The sequence below is a fragment of the Shigella flexneri 2a str. 301 genome, assembly GCF_000006925.2.
Classification (GTDB): Bacteria; Pseudomonadota; Gammaproteobacteria; order Enterobacterales; family Enterobacteriaceae; genus ECMA0423.
The window spans coordinates 360,074-374,560 of sequence record NC_004337.2 but is presented as its reverse complement, the minus strand read 5'-3'; the positions used below and the strand labels follow the sequence as shown (position 1 = coordinate 374,560).

Sequence of the window (14,487 nt, the reverse complement as noted above, 5' to 3'; positions counted from 1 at the left end):
TATATCCAGAAAGTTAATCGCGGAAGTTTTTGAACTGGAACGGCTGACCGAGATCGCCACCGCGCACCATCGCCATGACAGCCTGCAAATCATCACGAGATTTGCCAGTCACGCGGATCTCATCGCCCTGAATTTGCGCCTGCACTTTCAGTTTGCTGTCTTTGATCATCTTGACGATTTTTTTCTGAGTGGCGCTCTCAATGCCCTGTTTCAGTTTCGCTTCCACAAACCAGGTTTTACCGCTATGAACGATATTTTCCGGTACATCCAGTGAACTGCCTTCAATGCCGCGCTTCAGCAGCTTGGCACGCAGAATATCCAGCAACTGATTGACCTGGAAGTCGGACTCGCTCAACACTTTGATGGTTTTGCTGGCGTCGTTCAGCTCAAATGAGTATTCAACGTTACGGAAGTCAAAACGGGACTCCACTTCGCGACTCGCGTTATCGACCGCGTTACGTGCTTCCTGAAGATCAACTTCAGAGACAATATCGAAAGATGGCATCTTTTCCTCTCCCTTCATTTTTGATGCGAAGCATAATACCTGCAAAGTTAAATAACCAACAGTCCTGCACCAGGACGTATCCCTTAATTGTGCATAGTCGCAACAGCATGCACAATTAAGGGATAGCCTTATTGAACACCCGGAGTGGTTGCGGGTGAGGAGGAACAATGAAAATTACCGTATTGGGATGCGGTGCCTTAGGGCAATTATGGCTTACAGCACTTTGTAAACAGGGTCATGAAGTTCAGGGCTGGCTGCGTGTACCGCAACCTTATTGTAGTGTGAATCTGGTTGAGACAGATGGTTCGATATTTAACGAATCGCTGACCGCCAACGATCCCGATTTTCTCGCCACCAGCGATCTGCTCCTGGTGACGCTGAAAGCATGGCAGGTTTCCGATGCCGTCAAAAGCCTCGCATCCACACTGCCTGTAACTACGCCAATACTGTTAATTCACAACGGCATGGGCACCATCGAAGAATTGCAAAACATTCAGCAGCCATTACTGATGGGCACCACCACCCATGCCGCCCGCCGCGACGGCAATGTCATTATTCATGTGGCAAACGGAATCACGCATATCGGTCCGGCACGGCAACAGGATGGCGATTACAGTTATCTGGCGGATATTTTGCAAACCGTGTTGCCTGACGTTGCCTGGCATAACAATATTCGCGCCGAGCTGTGGCGCAAGCTGGCCGTCAACTGCGTGATTAATCCACTGACTGCCATCTGGAATTGCCCGAACGGTGAATTACGTCATCATCCGCAAGAAATTATGCAAATATGCGAAGAAGTCGCGGCAGTGATCGAACGCGAAGGGCATCATACTTCAGCGGAAGATTTGCGTGATTACGTGATGCAGGTGATTGATGCCACAGCAGAAAATATCTCGTCGATGTTGCAGGATATCCGCGCGCTGCGCCACACCGAAATCGACTATATCAATGGTTTTCTCTTACGCCGCGCCCGCGCGCATGGGATTGCCGTACCGGAAAACACCCGCCTGTTTGAAATGGTAAAAAGAAAGGAGAGTGAATATGAGCGCATCGGCACTGGTTTGCCTCGCCCCTGGTAGTGAAGAGACTGAAGCCGTCACCACGATCAACCTCTTGGTTCGCGGCGGTATCAAAGTCACCACTGCCAGCGTCGACAGCGATGGCAACCTGGCAATTACCTGCTCGCGCGGCGTGAAGCTGCTGGCGGATGCGCCGCTGGTCGAAGTGGCTGATGGCGAATATGACGTGATCGTGCTGCCTGGTGGCATTAAAGGCACGGAGTGTTTTCGCGATAGCACTCTGCTGGTTGAAACCGTTAAACAGTTCCACCGTTCCGGGCGTATCGTCGCGGCTATTTGCGCCGCGCCAGCCACCGTGCTGGTGCCGCACGATATCTTTCCGATTGGCAATATGACCGGCTTCCCGACGCTGAAAGACAAAATTCCCGCTGAACAATGGCAGGACAAGCGCGTCGTCTGGGATGCACGGGTAAAATTGCTGACCAGCCAGGGGCCGGGTACAGCTATCGACTTTGGTCTGAAAATTATCGACCTGCTGGTTGGGCGCGAGAAAGCCCATGAAGTGGCATCACAACTGGTGATGGCGGCAGGGATTTATAATTATTACGAGTAGTGTCGGATGCGGCAAACGTCGCATCTGACCAGATGCGACGTAAAAACTACAAATTACGGGCGATATACCTTCACATTGTTAAAGCCTTGCTCGCGCAGATAGAGCGCCTGCAGACGGCTCATCACCCCGCGCTCACACCACAGCAGCCAGGTTTTGTTCTGGTGCGAGATCGCCAAATTTGGTGCTCAGTTTATAGAACGGCAGAGAAACCACATCAATCCCTTCGACTTTCAGTGGCTTATCTTCCTGTTCATCGACAGAACGGATATCGAGAATCACGTCGTTCGGGCCGAAGCCGTTGACGGTTTCCACTTCCACCACTTCCTGCTCGGTCTGCTGGGCGATTTCGCGGATATCAACGTTATTCGCTTCCTCAACCACTTTATCGAGAATACTGAAGTCGAACTTCTCTTCTTCCGCTTCAATCTTCGATTTAACCGCTTTCACCGTCGGGCTTTTGGAGATCACGCCACAATATTCCGGCATCGTGCGAGCAAAGTCTTCGGTGCCAATCTGGCGAGCCAGGTTGATGATGTGCTCTTTGTCGTAAGAAATCAGCGGACGCAGGATCAGCGTGTCAGAGACGTTATCAATCAGGCGCAGGTTGGTCAGCGTCTGACTGGACACCTGGCCGAGCGCTTCGCCGGTGACCAGCGCCTGTACGCCGTAACGTTCAGCCACTTTAGATGCGGCACGCACCATCATACGTTTGAGGATAACGCCCATCTGACCGTCGTCGATTTTCTCGAGAATTTCCCCGACAACCGGTTCGAAATTAATGGCGACAAAACGCACGCGGTGGGAGCTGCCAAAGCGGTTCCACAGATAATGCGCCACCTGACGCACGCCAATTTCATGCGCTGCGCCGCCGAGGTTAAAGAAGCAGTAATGCACGCGGCAGCCGCGACGCATCAACATATAACTGGAAACACCGGAGTCGAAACCACCGGAAATGAGCGACAGCACATCTTCCTGGGTGCCAATCGGGAAACCACCAATACCTTCGTAGCGACCTTTAATCAGCAGGAGGCGATCGTCTTCCACTTCCAGATGAACAGTTACATCCGGGTTAGTCAGCTTCACGCGCGCGGATTCAATATGCTGATTTAAACCGCCGCCGACGTAACGTTCCACATCAATCGAGCTAAAATCATGTTTGCCACGGCGCTTCACGCGTACGCAGAAGGTTTTGCCTTCCAGCTGATCGCGATACTGAACCAACGCTTTCTCAAAAATATCGTGCATGTCGGTAAACGGCACGTCTTCGACTTCGAGAATATGGTGGATACCCGGAATACGGGTCAGGGCGTCGCGAATAGTCAGACGCTGGTTTTCATCTTTCGCGCGAACTTCGATGTTATCCCAGTGGCGGACGACAGCGAGCGTCTCATCATAGTGCTTTAAAACGTTACGAATGTTCCCGGTAAGGATTTTTATAAAGCGCAAGCGCACAGATTGGCTTTTGATGGTGATTTCCGGGAACAATTTAATGATAAACTTCATGGCGGCAATGGTTCGTTGGCAAGCCTTAAGCGACTTGTATAGGGAAAAATACAGCAGCCCACACCTGCGGCTGCATCCAGGCGCGGAAGTATACCACTAACATCGCTTTGCTGCGCACATCACCTTACCATTGCGCGTTATTTGCTATTTGCCCTGAGTCCGTTACCATGACGGGGCGAAAAATATTGAGAGTCAGACATTCATTATGCCGAAGAAAAATGAGGCGCCCGCCAGCTTTGAAAAGGCGCTGAGCGAGCTGGAACAGATTGTAACCCGTCTGGAAAGTGGCGACCTGCCGCTGGAAGAGGCGCTGAACGAGTTCGAACGCGGCGTGCAGCTGGCACGTCAGGGGCAGGCCAAATTACAACAAGCCGAACAGCGCGTACAAATTCTGCTGTCTGACAATGAAGACGCCTCTCTAACCCCTTTTACACCGGACAATGAGTAATGGACTTTCCGCAGCAACTCGAAGCCTGCGTTAAGCAGGCCAACCAGGCGCTGAGCCGTTTTATCGCCCCACTGCCCTTTCAGAACACTCCCGTGGTCGAAACCATGCAGTATGGCGCATTATTAGGTGGTAAGCGCCTGCGACCTTTCCTGGTTTATGCCACCGGTCATATGTTTGGCGTTAGCACAAACACGCTGGACGCACCCGCTGCTGCCGTAGAGTGTATCCACGCTTACTCATTAATTCATGATGATTTACCGGCGATGGATGATGACGATCTGCGTCGCGGTTTGCCGACCTGCCATGTGAAGTTTGGCGAAGCAAACGCGATTCTCGCTGGCGACGCTTTACAAACGCTGGCGTTCTCGATTCTAAGCGATGCCAATATGCCGGAAGTGTCGGATCGCGACAGAATTTCGATGATTTCTGAACTGGCGAGCGCCAGCGGTATTGCCGGAATGTGCGGTGGTCAGGCATTAGATTTAGACGCGGAAGGCAAACACGTACCTCTGGACGCGCTTGAGCGTATTCATCGTCATAAAACCGGCGCATTGATTCGCGCCGCCGTTCGCCTTGGTGCATTAAGCGCCGGAGATAAAGGGCGTCGTGCTCTGCCAGTACTCGACAAGTACGCAGAGAGCATCGGCCTTGCCTTCCAGGTTCAGGATGACATCCTGGATGTGGTAGGAGATACTGCAACGTTGGGAAAACGCCAGGGTGCCGACCAGCAACTTGGTAAAAGTACCTACCCTGCACTTCTGGGTCTTGAGCAAGCCCGGAAGAAAGCCCGGGATCTGATCGACGATGCCCGTCAGGCGCTGAAACAACTGGCTGAACAGTCACTCGATACCTCGGCACTGGAAGCGCTAGCGGACTACATCATCCAGCGTAATAAATAAACAATAAGTATTAATAGGCCCCTGATGAGTTTTGATATTGCCAAATACCCGACCCTGGCACTGGTCGACTCCACCCAGGAGTTACGACTGTTGCCGAACGAGAGTTTACCGAAACTCTGCGACGAACTGCGCCGCTATTTACTCGACAGCGTGAGCCGTTCCAGCGGGCACTTCGCCTCCGGGCTGGGCACGGTCGAACTGACCGTGGCGCTGCACTATGTCTACAACACCCCATTTGACCAATTGATTTGGGATGTGGGACATCAGGCTTATCCGCATAAAATTTTGACCGGACGCCGCGACAAAATCGGCACCATCCGTCAGAAAGGCGGTCTGCACCCGTTCCCGTGGCGCGGCGAAAGCGAATATGACGTATTAAGCGTCGGGCATTCATCAACCTCCATCAGTGCCGGAATTGGTATTGCGGTTGCTGCCGAGAAAGAAGGCAAAAATCGCCGCACCGTCTGTGTGATTGGCGACGGCGCGATTACCGCTGGCATGGCGTTTGAAGCGATGAATCACGCGGGCGATATTCGTCCTGATATGCTGGTGGTCCTCAACGACAATGAAATGTCGATTTCCGAAAATGTTGGCGCGCTTAACAACCATCTGGCTCAGCTGCTTTCCGGTAAGCTTTACTCTTCACTGCGCGAAGGCGGGAAAAAAGTTTTCTCTGGCGTGCCGCCCATTAAAGAGCTGCTCAAACGTACCGAAGAACATATTAAAGGCATGGTGGTGCCTGGCACGTTGTTTGAAGAGCTGGGATTTAACTACATCGGCCCGGTGGACGGTCACGATGTGCTGGGGCTTATCACCACGCTAAAGAACATGCGCGACCTGAAAGGCCCGCAGTTCCTGCATATCATGACCAAAAAAGGTCGTGGTTATGAACCGGCAGAAAAAGACCCGATCACTTTCCACGCCGTGCCTAAATTTGATCCCTCCAGCGGTTGTTTGCCGAAAAGTAGCGGCGGTTTGCCGAGCTATTCAAAAATCTTTGGCGACTGGTTGTGCGAAACGGCAGCGAAAGACAACAAGCTGATGGCGATTACTCCGGCGATGCGTGAAGGTTCCGGCATGGTCGAGTTTTCACGTAAATTCCCGGATCGTTACTTCGACGTGGCTATTGCCGAGCAACACGCAGTGACCTTTGCCGCCGGTCTGGCGATTGGTGGATACAAACCCATTGTCGCGATCTACTCCACCTTCCTGCAACGCGCCTATGATCAGGTGCTGCATGACGTGGCAATTCAAAAGCTACCGGTCCTGTTCGCCATTGACCGCGCGGGCATTGTTGGTGCTGACGGTCAAACTCACCAGGGCGCTTTTGATCTCTCTTACCTGCGCTGCATACCAGAAATGGTCATTATGACCCCGAGCGATGAAAACGAATGTCGCCAGATGCTCTATACCGGCTATCACTATAACGATGGCCCGTCCGCGGTGCGCTACCCGCGCGGCAACGCGGTTGGCGTGGAACTGACGCCGCTGGAAAAACTACCAATTGGCAAAGGCATTGTGAAGCGTCGTGGCGAGAAACTGGTGATCCTTAACTTTGGTACGCTGATGCCAGAAACGGCCAAAGTCGCCGAATCGCTGAACGCTACGCTGGTCGATATGCGTTTTGTGAAACCACTTGATGAAGCGTTAATTCTGGAAATGGCCGCCAGCCATGAAGCGCTGGTCACCGTAGAAGAAAACGCCATTATGGGCGGCGCAGGTAGCGGAGTGAACGAAGTGCTGATGGCCCATCGTAAACCAGTACCCGTGCTGAACATTGGCCTGCCGGACTTCTTTATTCCGCAAGGAACTCAGGAAGAAATGCGCGCCGAACTCGGCCTCGATGCCGCCGGTATGGAAGCCAAAATCAAGGCCTGGCTGGCATAATCCCTACTCCACTCCTGCTATGCTTAAGAAATTATTCATGGCAGGAGTGGCAGCATGCAATACAACCCCTTAGGAAAAACCGACCTTCGCGTTTCCCGACTTTGCCTCGGCTGTATGACCTTTGGCGAGCCAGATCGCGGTAATCACGCATGGACACTGCCGGAAGAGAGCAGCCGTCCCATAATTAAACGCGCGCTGGAAGGTGGCATAAATTTCTTTGATACCGCCAATAGCTATTCCGATGGTAGCAGCGAAGAGATCGTTGGTCGCGCACTGCGGGATTTCGCCCGTCGTGAAGACGTAGTCGTTGCCACCAAAGTGTTCCATCGCGTTGGTGATTTACCGGAAGGATTATCCCGTGCACAAATTTTGCGCTCTATCAACGACAGCCTGCGACGTCTCGGCATGGATTATGTCGATATCCTGCAAATTCATCGCTGGGATTACAACACGCCGATCGAAGAGACGCTGGAAGCCCTGAACGACGTGGTAAAAGCCGGGAAAGCGCGTTATATCGGCGCGTCATCCATGCACGCTTCGCAGTTTGCTCAGGCGCTGGAACTACAAAAACAGCACTGCTGGGCGCAGTTTGTCAGTATGCAGGATCACTATAATCTGATTTATCGCGAAGAAGAGCGCGAGATGCTGCCTCTGTGTTATCAGGAGGGCGTGGCGGTGATTCCGTGGAGCCCGCTGGCGCGGGGGCGACTGACGCGTCCATGGGGAGAAACTACCGCACGACTGGTGTCTGATGAGGTGGGGAAAAATCTCTATAAAGAAAGCGATGAAAATGACGCGCAGATCGCAGAGCGGTTAACGGGCGTCAGTGAAGAACTCGGTGCAACACGAGCACAAGTTGCGCTGGCCTGGTTGTTAAGTAAACCGGGCATTGCCGCACCGATTATCGGAACTTCGCGGGAAGAACAGCTTGATGAGCTGCTGAACGCGGTGGATATCACTTTGAAGCCATAACAGATTGCCGAGCTGGAAACGCCGTATAAACCGCATGCGGTCGTAGGATTTAAATAAGAGTCCAGGCCTGATGAGACGTGACAAGCGTCACATCAGGCATCGGTGCACAACTACGACAGAATACCCAGCGGCCAGTGATGACCGATAAAGTACAGGATGCCTGCGGAAATCACCCCGGCGACAATATCGTCGATCATGATCCCCATGCCGCCATGTACATTGCGATCAAACCAGCGGATCGGCCACGGCTTCCACATATCCAGAATACGGAAAATCACAAACCCGGCGGCAACCCACTGCCAGTCATTGGTCGGCAGCGCCATGAGCGTGATCCACATACCAATAAATTCGTCCCAGACAATGCTGCCGTGATCGTGCACGCCCATATCTTTCGCCGTTTGATGACAAAGATAGACGCCGATACAGATCCCCAACATCACCACCAGCGAGTAGAGCTGCCAGGGTAAAAAGGTCATCAGATACCAGAAAGGGATCGCCGCCAGCGATCCCATCGAGCCAGGAACGATTGGGCTTAATCCACTTCCGAATCCGACAGCAAGCAGATGCCACGGATTACTCATCTTCAGGCGACTTTTCGCGACATCTTTATGGCGTGACAAAATGGTCATATCCTTTCCAGTCAAACGTGACAGGTTCGCCGTCACGAATAAAACAAAGCCCTTCGATATCGGCGGTCATTTGCCCGATACAGGTAAACGGTACGCCAAGGTGTCCGAGAGCAACATCCAGCGCGCCACGGTTCAGTTCCGGCACCGTGAAACACAACTCGTAATCTTCACCGCCAGAGAGCGCCCAGCGCAGCGCCTGTTCCGGTTCAACATGGCGAGAAAGCGCATCAGAAAACGGCAGCAATGCCAGGTCAATACGTGCGCCGCAGTCGCTGGCTTTCACGATATGCCCGAGATCGGAAATCAGACCGTCAGAGAGATCGATAGCTGAATTTGCCAGATCGCGCAGTGCCTGCCCCTGTAAAATACGCGGCGATGGACGGAGATGACGTTTGATCAAGTAGTCAGCATCTTTAGCATCGGCAACCTGCAAACGGTTTTGCAAAATCGCCAGCCCGGCGGCGCTATCGCCCGGTGTACCGGTCACATAGATCCAGTCACCCGGTTTCGCCCCAGAGCGCGTTAAGGCTCGTCCCATCGGAACAAAGCCGTGGATACCCAACGTCATTGATAATGGCCCACGCGTGGTATCGCCGCCAATGAGTTGCATATCGTAATAATTGAGAAGATCAAACAAACTGTCGCTGAAGGACTCAAGCCACGCTTCGTCTACGTCCGGTAAGGTTAATGCCAGCGTCAGCCAGGCCGGATCGGCCCCCATCGCTGCCAGATCGCTTAGGTTCACCGCCAGTGCTTTATAAGCCAGATCAGCAGGATCGATATCAGGGAGGAAATGGTTGCCCGCCACCAGCGTATCAGTGCTGATCGCCAGGGTCTGTTTCTCGGGGATATTGAGAAGAGCGCAATCGTCGCCGATGCCCAGTTCGACATCAAGACGAGAACTTCTTACACGGTCAAAATAACGGGCAATCAGGGAGAACTCGCCACATGCCATACGTTATGCCTCAGCAGGTAAAAAAGAAAAGGCCGGCGATCATGGAACAGTCTTCCGTGAATCTACCGGCCTGGATATTACTTTTTGTTAGGGCGAATCACAGGTGCTGCTTTATCGAGTACGCCGTTGACGAACTTATGGCTGTCTTCTGCGCCGAACGATTTCGCCAGTTCGATCGCTTCGTTAATGGCCACTTTGTATGGCACATCACTACGTTTAGACAGTTCGTACAGCGCAATGCGCAGTACTGCTTTTTCTACCTGGCCCAGTTCTTCCAGCAGGCGGGACAGGTAGGGCTTCATCAGTCCGTCGAGGTATGCGGTGTTAGTCGCCACCCCGGCCAGCAGCTCACGGAAGTACAGGACGTCAACGTCTTTTACATCCTGTTCAGCCAGGAACTGGTATTCAACATCAGCGATGTCGTTCTGGGACAACTGCCAGGAGTAGAGCGCCTGGACGGCACACTCACGAGCGCGGCGACGAGCAGCAGGTTTCACGGATTTCCCCTTACTAATTTCAGGCCTTGATGGCTTTCAATACATTAATCATTTCAAGCGCGGTCAGTGCAGCTTCTGCACCTTTGTTGCCAGCTTTGGTGCCAGCACGTTCGATCGCTTGTTCAATGCTTTCAGTGGTCAGAACCCCAAAAGCAACCGGAATTTCGCTGTCCTGGGCAACATGCGCCAGGCCGTTGCTTGCACCACCAGCGACATATTCAAAGTGGGCAGTGCCACCACGAATAACCGTACCCAGCGCAATCACCGCGTCGTATTTACCGGTTTTAGCCAGTGCACCCGCCGCCAGCGGCAGCTCATAGGCACCAGGCACCCAAACAACGGTAATGTTTTCATCTTTTACCTGACCGATACGTTTCAGTGCGTCAATTGCACCTTCCAGCAGGCTGTCATTGATAAAGTTGTTGAAACGCGCGATGGTGATGGCGACGCGAGCGTCCGGGGTAGCAACGTTAGCTTCAATAATGTTCATTTTCTTCCTTCGGGTTCGAGTATGGCCCCGCAGGGGGGCGGATTTTAGCATAATATTTCGTGCGCTGCTTCCCTTTCGAGCCGGGAGATCATGCACCCACTAAATGCAGGCAAACATCCGGGCCTACATGACGTATCTCTTTGAATTTAAATTGGGGGGCGTCGGCTAATTTCTCAAGCCCTGGCAGCGAGCATAATCCACGGGCGTCGCTGCCTAATAGTTTAGGTGCGATATAGACAATCAGCTCATCGACTAAACCCGCCTGTAGCAATACGCCAGCGAGCGTTGGCCCCGCTTCCACCCAGATGCTGTTAATCTGCTGTTTACCCAGTTGCATCATCAGTACAACCAGATCCAGATGACCTTTATGCTCTGGAATCAGCAAGGTACGCACCGTTTCCGGCCACTCACGAGAATCTTCCTGCGTACGCGCGAACCAGGTTTCGCCGGGCTGCTGCACAATGCGATGTTCCGGCGTCACGCGATTTTGGCTATCAATCACAATACGTACTGGCTGGCGGAGATTTTGTTGCGGGTAGAGCGCCTGAGTTTGTTCATCCAGTTCAGACCAACGCACTGTTAAGGCTGGATCATCCGCCAGCACCGTGGCGCTGCTGGTTAAAATGGCATGACTTTGTGCGCGCTGTCGTTGTACGTCGCGCCGCGCCTGAGGCGAAGTGATCCACTGGCTTTCGCCGCTCGCCATCGCCGTGCGGCCATCAAGCGATGCGCCAAGTTTTAACTGAATATAAGGAAAGCCGGTGCGCATCCGCTTGAGAAAGCCTTTATTCAATTGCTCGGCTTCACTCATCATCAGCCCGTGGCTGACGTCAATGCCAGCCTGTTGCAGACGGTAAAGTCCACGCCCAGCGACCTGCGGGTTAGGATCTTGCATCGCTGCGACCACGCGCGCTACGCCAGCGGCGATGAGTGCGTCACAGCACGGTGGCGTACGGCCATGATGGCTACAGGGTTCGAGTGTCACATACGCCGTTGCGCCTTTGGCTTTTTCACCCGCCATACGCAACGCGTGTACTTCGGCATGTGGTTCACCCGCTCGTTGGTGGTAACCTTCACCGACAATTTCGCCATCTTTGACAATGACGCACCCGACATTCGGGTTGGGGTGGGTGGTAAAACGTCCTCGTTGCGCCAGCTTTAGCGCCCGCGCCATGTAATACTCGTCCTGCACGGCTTAGTCCTCCAGGCGCGCGATCTCTTCGCCAAATTCTTTGATATCTTCGAAACTGCGGTAGACAGAGGCAAAACGGATATAGGCGACTTTATCGAGCTTTTTCAATTGCTCCATCACCAGATTGCCAATCATCTTGCTCGGTACTTCGCGCTCACCGGTGGCGCGCAGCTGCGATTTAATATGATTGATTGCCATTTCAACGTAATCGGAACTCACCGGACGTTTTTCCAGCGCCCGCAGCATTCCGCTACGCAATTTCTCTTCATTAAACGGTTCACGCACGTCGTTGCTTTTTACAACACGCGGCATAACCAGCTCCGCCACTTCAAAGGTGGTGAAACGTTCATTACACACCAGACACTGCCGACGGCGGCGTACGGATGAACCCTCGCCCACGAGACGAGAGTCAATTACCTTAGTGTCCACGGCGAAACAGAATGGGCAATGCATACAGCGTACTGACCAGGTGGTAAACGGAAATCTATTTTACCGTGACCTGACGATACACCAAAGGCGCAACGCTTTTGAGATAAAGGATCGATGCTTTCGCTGCTTTTACCCTCTACCATTAGGCTAATTGCGACGAGAAAGGGACGACCTATGAATACTAACGTTTTTCGACTGCTCCTGCTGGGAAGCCTGTTCAGCCTTAGCGCCTGTGTGCAGCAAAGTGAAGTGCGACAGATGAAACACAGCGTCAGCACGCTGAACCAGGAGATGACGCAACTCAATCAAGAAACAGTCAAAATCACTCAGCAAAACAGGCTGAATGCAAAATCCAGCAGTGGGGTTTACCTTCTGCCTGGAGCGAAAACACCGGCAAGACTGGAAAGCCAGATCGGTACTTTACGTATGTCGCTGGTGAATATTACGCCTGATACAGATGGCACCACCCTTACACTACGTATTCAGGGTGAGTCGAATGATCCCTTGCCCGCATTCAGCGGAACTGTTGAATATGGGCAAATTCAGGGAACAATAGACAACTTTCAGGAAATCAATGTGCAGAATCAATTGATTAATGCCCCTGCCAGCGTCCTCGCCCCCAGCGATGTTGATATTCCGTTACAATTAAAGGGGATTTCTGTGGATCAGTTAGGCTTTGTACGTATCCACGACATTCAACCTGTTATGCAGTAAACGTATTTCGGGACGATTTTGTGCGTCCCGCAACATCTTCCCCGTCATTTTGTTACTCTGCTTACATCACCTGGATTGATAGTAAAAGTTTGCAACAAGGGCGAAAGTCAGTACAATCCCCGCCCGAATGTGTGTAAACGTGAACGCAATCGATTACGTAAATGATAGAACTGTGAAACGAAACATATTTTTGTGAGCAATGATTTTTATAATAGGCTCCTCTGTATACGAAATATTTAGAAACGCAATTTGCGCCTTTTTCACTCCCGCAAGGGATTTTCAAACAGTGGCATACATATGAAAAAAACATTACTGGCAGCCGGTGCGGTACTGGCGCTCTCTTCGTCTTTTACTGTCAACGCAGCTGAAAACGACAAACCGCAGTATCTTTCCGACTGGTGGCACCAGAGCGTTAACGTTGTCGGAAGCTATCACACCCGTTTCGGACCGCAGATCCGCAACGATACCTACCTTGAGTACGAAGCATTCGCTAAAAAAGACTGGTTCGACTTCTATGGTTATGCGGATGCGCCGGTATTCTTCGGCGGTAACTCCGATGCTAAAGGTATCTGGAACCACGGTTCTCCGCTGTTTATGGAAATCGAACCACGTTTCTCCATCGACAAGCTGACCAATACTGACCTTAGCTTCGGTCCGTTCAAAGAGTGGTACTTCGCGAACAACTACATTTACGACATGGGTCGTAATAAAGATGGTCGCCAGAGCACCTGGTACATGGGTCTGGGTACCGATATCGACACTGGCCTGCCGATGAGCCTGTCCATGAACGTCTATGCGAAATACCAGTGGCAGAACTATGGCGCAGCGAACGAAAACGAGTGGGACGGTTACCGTTTCAAAATTAAATACTTTGTGCCGATTACCGATCTGTGGGGCGGTCAGCTGAGCTACATCGGCTTCACCAACTTCGACTGGGGTTCCGATTTAGGGGATGACAGCGGTAACGCAATCAACGGTATTAAGACCCGTACTAATAACTCTATCGCTTCCAGCCATATTCTGGCTCTGAACTACGATCACTGGCACTACTCTGTCGTAGCTCGTTACTGGCACGACGGTGGTCAGTGGAACGACGATGCAGAACTGAACTTCGGCAACGGCAACTTCAACGTTCGCTCTACCGGCTGGGGTGGTTACCTGGTAGTAGGTTACAACTTCTGATTATGAAAATGCCGGGATTTATTCCCGGCATTTCTGATTGTTAACAACGTGTGCTTTGTTCATGCCGGATGCGGCGTAAACGCTTTGTCCGGCCCACAAAAGCACGTAAATTCAATATATTGCTGAAATAACGTAGGCCTGATAAGCGTAGCGCATCAGGCAATTTTACGTTTTAATCACTTCTTCTTGTTCATCATCGCTTTCAGGTCAGCGAATGGGTTGTACTTCGCTTCACCGACATCTTTCTGCGCATCTTCCCCTGCGATAACGGTCGTACCATACTGATCCGCTTCGGTATATTTCGAATGCTCATGATCGTGGCAATAGAGACACAACAATTCCCAGTTACTGCCATCTTCCGGGTTATTGGTATGGTCGTGATCAATGTGGTGAACGGTAAGTTCACGCAGGTTAGAATAAACAAACTCGCGGGAACAGCGACCGCAGACCCACGGATAGATTTTTAATGCTTTTTCGCGATAGCCGCTTTCTAACCGTGCATAGTTTTTTGGGATGATAGCCATGAAAAGTTACCTGGATGAAATGTATGGTT

The 14,487-nt window shown here is 52.1% G+C and carries 16 protein-coding genes and 1 pseudogene; 8 read left to right on the top strand and 9 right to left on the bottom strand.

The features are described 5' to 3' along the window. Positions 1–13 precede the first annotated feature (13 nt). A complete protein-coding gene (gene yajQ / locus SF0363; RefSeq protein ID NP_706314.2) occupies positions 14–505 on the bottom strand; it encodes a nucleotide-binding protein in 492 nt (163 codons plus the stop codon). A 167-nt stretch (positions 506–672) separates the two neighbouring features. Here yajQ and apbA point away from each other — a divergent pair, with 167 nt between their 5' ends. Then, complete coding sequence (gene apbA, locus SF0362; RefSeq protein NP_706313.1) at positions 673–1,584, top strand: 2-dehydropantoate 2-reductase; 912 nt, start codon at positions 673–675, stop codon at positions 1,582–1,584. Continuing rightward, complete coding sequence (gene thiJ / locus SF0361) at positions 1,541–2,137, top strand: oxidative-stress-resistance chaperone (protein NP_706312.1); 597 nt, start codon at positions 1,541–1,543, stop codon at positions 2,135–2,137. The genes apbA and thiJ overlap by 44 nt, the downstream gene beginning before the upstream one ends. Before the next feature lie 53 nt (positions 2,138–2,190). Here the strand turns inward: thiJ and SF0360 are convergent. Further along, a pseudogene (locus tag SF0360) lies at positions 2,191–3,640 on the bottom strand. Positions 3,641–3,845: 205 nt separating this feature from the next. Here SF0360 and xseB point away from each other — a divergent pair. Genes xseB through SF0356 form a run of 4 tightly spaced genes read left to right on the top strand, consistent with a single transcriptional unit; the run spans position 3,846 to position 7,846 of the window. Beyond that, entirely contained in the window at positions 3,846–4,088 is a 243-nt protein-coding gene (gene xseB, locus SF0359) for an exodeoxyribonuclease VII small subunit (protein ID NP_706310.1), read from the top strand. After that, complete coding sequence (gene ispA / locus SF0358; RefSeq protein ID NP_706309.1) at positions 4,088–4,987, top strand: geranyltranstransferase; 900 nt, start codon at positions 4,088–4,090, stop codon at positions 4,985–4,987. The genes xseB and ispA overlap by 1 nt, the downstream gene beginning before the upstream one ends. A gap of 24 nt (positions 4,988–5,011) precedes the next feature. Beyond that, entirely contained in the window at positions 5,012–6,874 is a 1,863-nt protein-coding gene (gene dxs / locus SF0357) for a 1-deoxy-D-xylulose-5-phosphate synthase (RefSeq protein ID NP_706308.1), read from the top strand. Positions 6,875–6,928: 54 nt separating this feature from the next. Then, positions 6,929–7,846, top strand: coding sequence for a reductase (locus SF0356; RefSeq protein NP_706307.1), 918 nt, complete (start codon positions 6,929–6,931; stop codon positions 7,844–7,846). A 110-nt stretch (positions 7,847–7,956) separates the two neighbouring features. Here the strand turns inward: SF0356 and pgpA are convergent, their stop codons facing one another. From pgpA to nrdR, 6 genes are all read right to left on the bottom strand, one after another. After that, positions 7,957–8,475: a phosphatidylglycerophosphatase A gene (gene pgpA, locus SF0355; protein NP_706306.2), complete on the bottom strand. Its 519-nt coding sequence runs from the start codon at positions 8,473–8,475 to the stop codon at positions 7,957–7,959. Continuing rightward, the gene (gene thiL, locus SF0354; protein NP_706305.1) at positions 8,453–9,430 is read right to left on the bottom strand and encodes a thiamine monophosphate kinase; all 978 of its coding nucleotides are present in this window, start codon (positions 9,428–9,430) and stop codon (positions 8,453–8,455) included. Before thiL ends, pgpA begins: the two co-directional genes overlap by 23 nt. A gap of 77 nt (positions 9,431–9,507) precedes the next feature. Further along, positions 9,508–9,927 carry a transcription antitermination protein NusB gene (gene nusB, locus SF0353; protein NP_706304.1) on the bottom strand — a complete coding sequence of 140 codons (420 nt, stop codon included), beginning with the start codon at positions 9,925–9,927 and terminating at the stop codon, positions 9,508–9,510. A gap of 19 nt (positions 9,928–9,946) precedes the next feature. Then, entirely contained in the window at positions 9,947–10,417 is a 471-nt protein-coding gene (ribH, locus tag SF0352; RefSeq protein NP_706303.2) for a 6,7-dimethyl-8-ribityllumazine synthase, read from the bottom strand. Positions 10,418–10,505: 88 nt separating this feature from the next. Further along, positions 10,506–11,609, bottom strand: a complete 1,104-nt coding sequence (gene ribD, locus SF0351; protein ID NP_706302.1) for a bifunctional diaminohydroxyphosphoribosylaminopyrimidine deaminase/5-amino-6-(5-phosphoribosylamino)uracil reductase — start codon at positions 11,607–11,609, stop codon at positions 10,506–10,508. 3 nt (positions 11,610–11,612) lie between these two features. Next, complete coding sequence (gene nrdR / locus SF0350) at positions 11,613–12,062, bottom strand: transcriptional regulator NrdR (RefSeq protein NP_706301.1); 450 nt, start codon at positions 12,060–12,062, stop codon at positions 11,613–11,615. Between the two features lie 90 nt (positions 12,063–12,152). On the opposite strand from nrdR, the gene yajI reads away from it, so the two are divergent. Then, a complete protein-coding gene (yajI, locus tag SF0349) occupies positions 12,153–12,752 on the top strand; it encodes a hypothetical protein (RefSeq protein NP_706300.3) in 600 nt (199 codons plus the stop codon). 297 nt (positions 12,753–13,049) lie between these two features. Beyond that, positions 13,050–13,934 carry a nucleoside-specific channel-forming protein Tsx gene (tsx, locus tag SF0348; protein NP_706299.2) on the top strand — a complete coding sequence of 295 codons (885 nt, stop codon included), beginning with the start codon at positions 13,050–13,052 and terminating at the stop codon, positions 13,932–13,934. Between the two features lie 176 nt (positions 13,935–14,110). Here tsx and yajD read toward each other — a convergent pair whose 3' ends face one another. Next, positions 14,111–14,458, bottom strand: coding sequence for a hypothetical protein (gene yajD / locus SF0347; protein NP_706298.1), 348 nt, complete (start codon positions 14,456–14,458; stop codon positions 14,111–14,113). Positions 14,459–14,487: the final 29 nt, after the last annotated feature.

Coding starts and splice junctions, on each gene's coding strand:
- yajQ (NP_706314.2), bottom strand. CDS start 505: ATGCCATCTTTCGATATTGTCTCTGAAGTTGATCTTCAGGAAGCACGT.
- apbA (NP_706313.1), top strand. CDS start 673: ATGAAAATTACCGTATTGGGATGCGGTGCCTTAGGGCAATTATGGCTT.
- xseB (NP_706310.1), top strand. CDS start 3,846: ATGCCGAAGAAAAATGAGGCGCCCGCCAGCTTTGAAAAGGCGCTGAGC.
- ispA (NP_706309.1), top strand. CDS start 4,088: ATGGACTTTCCGCAGCAACTCGAAGCCTGCGTTAAGCAGGCCAACCAG.
- dxs (NP_706308.1), top strand. CDS start 5,012: ATGAGTTTTGATATTGCCAAATACCCGACCCTGGCACTGGTCGACTCC.
- SF0356 (NP_706307.1), top strand. CDS start 6,929: ATGCAATACAACCCCTTAGGAAAAACCGACCTTCGCGTTTCCCGACTT.
- pgpA (NP_706306.2), bottom strand. CDS start 8,475: ATGACCATTTTGTCACGCCATAAAGATGTCGCGAAAAGTCGCCTGAAG.
- thiL (NP_706305.1), bottom strand. CDS start 9,430: ATGGCATGTGGCGAGTTCTCCCTGATTGCCCGTTATTTTGACCGTGTA.
- ribH (NP_706303.2), bottom strand. CDS start 10,417: ATGAACATTATTGAAGCTAACGTTGCTACCCCGGACGCTCGCGTCGCC.
- nrdR (NP_706301.1), bottom strand. CDS start 12,062: ATGCATTGCCCATTCTGTTTCGCCGTGGACACTAAGGTAATTGACTCT.
- yajI (NP_706300.3), top strand. CDS start 12,153: ATGCTTTCGCTGCTTTTACCCTCTACCATTAGGCTAATTGCGACGAGA.
- tsx (NP_706299.2), top strand. CDS start 13,050: ATGAAAAAAACATTACTGGCAGCCGGTGCGGTACTGGCGCTCTCTTCG.
- yajD (NP_706298.1), bottom strand. CDS start 14,458: ATGGCTATCATCCCAAAAAACTATGCACGGTTAGAAAGCGGCTATCGC.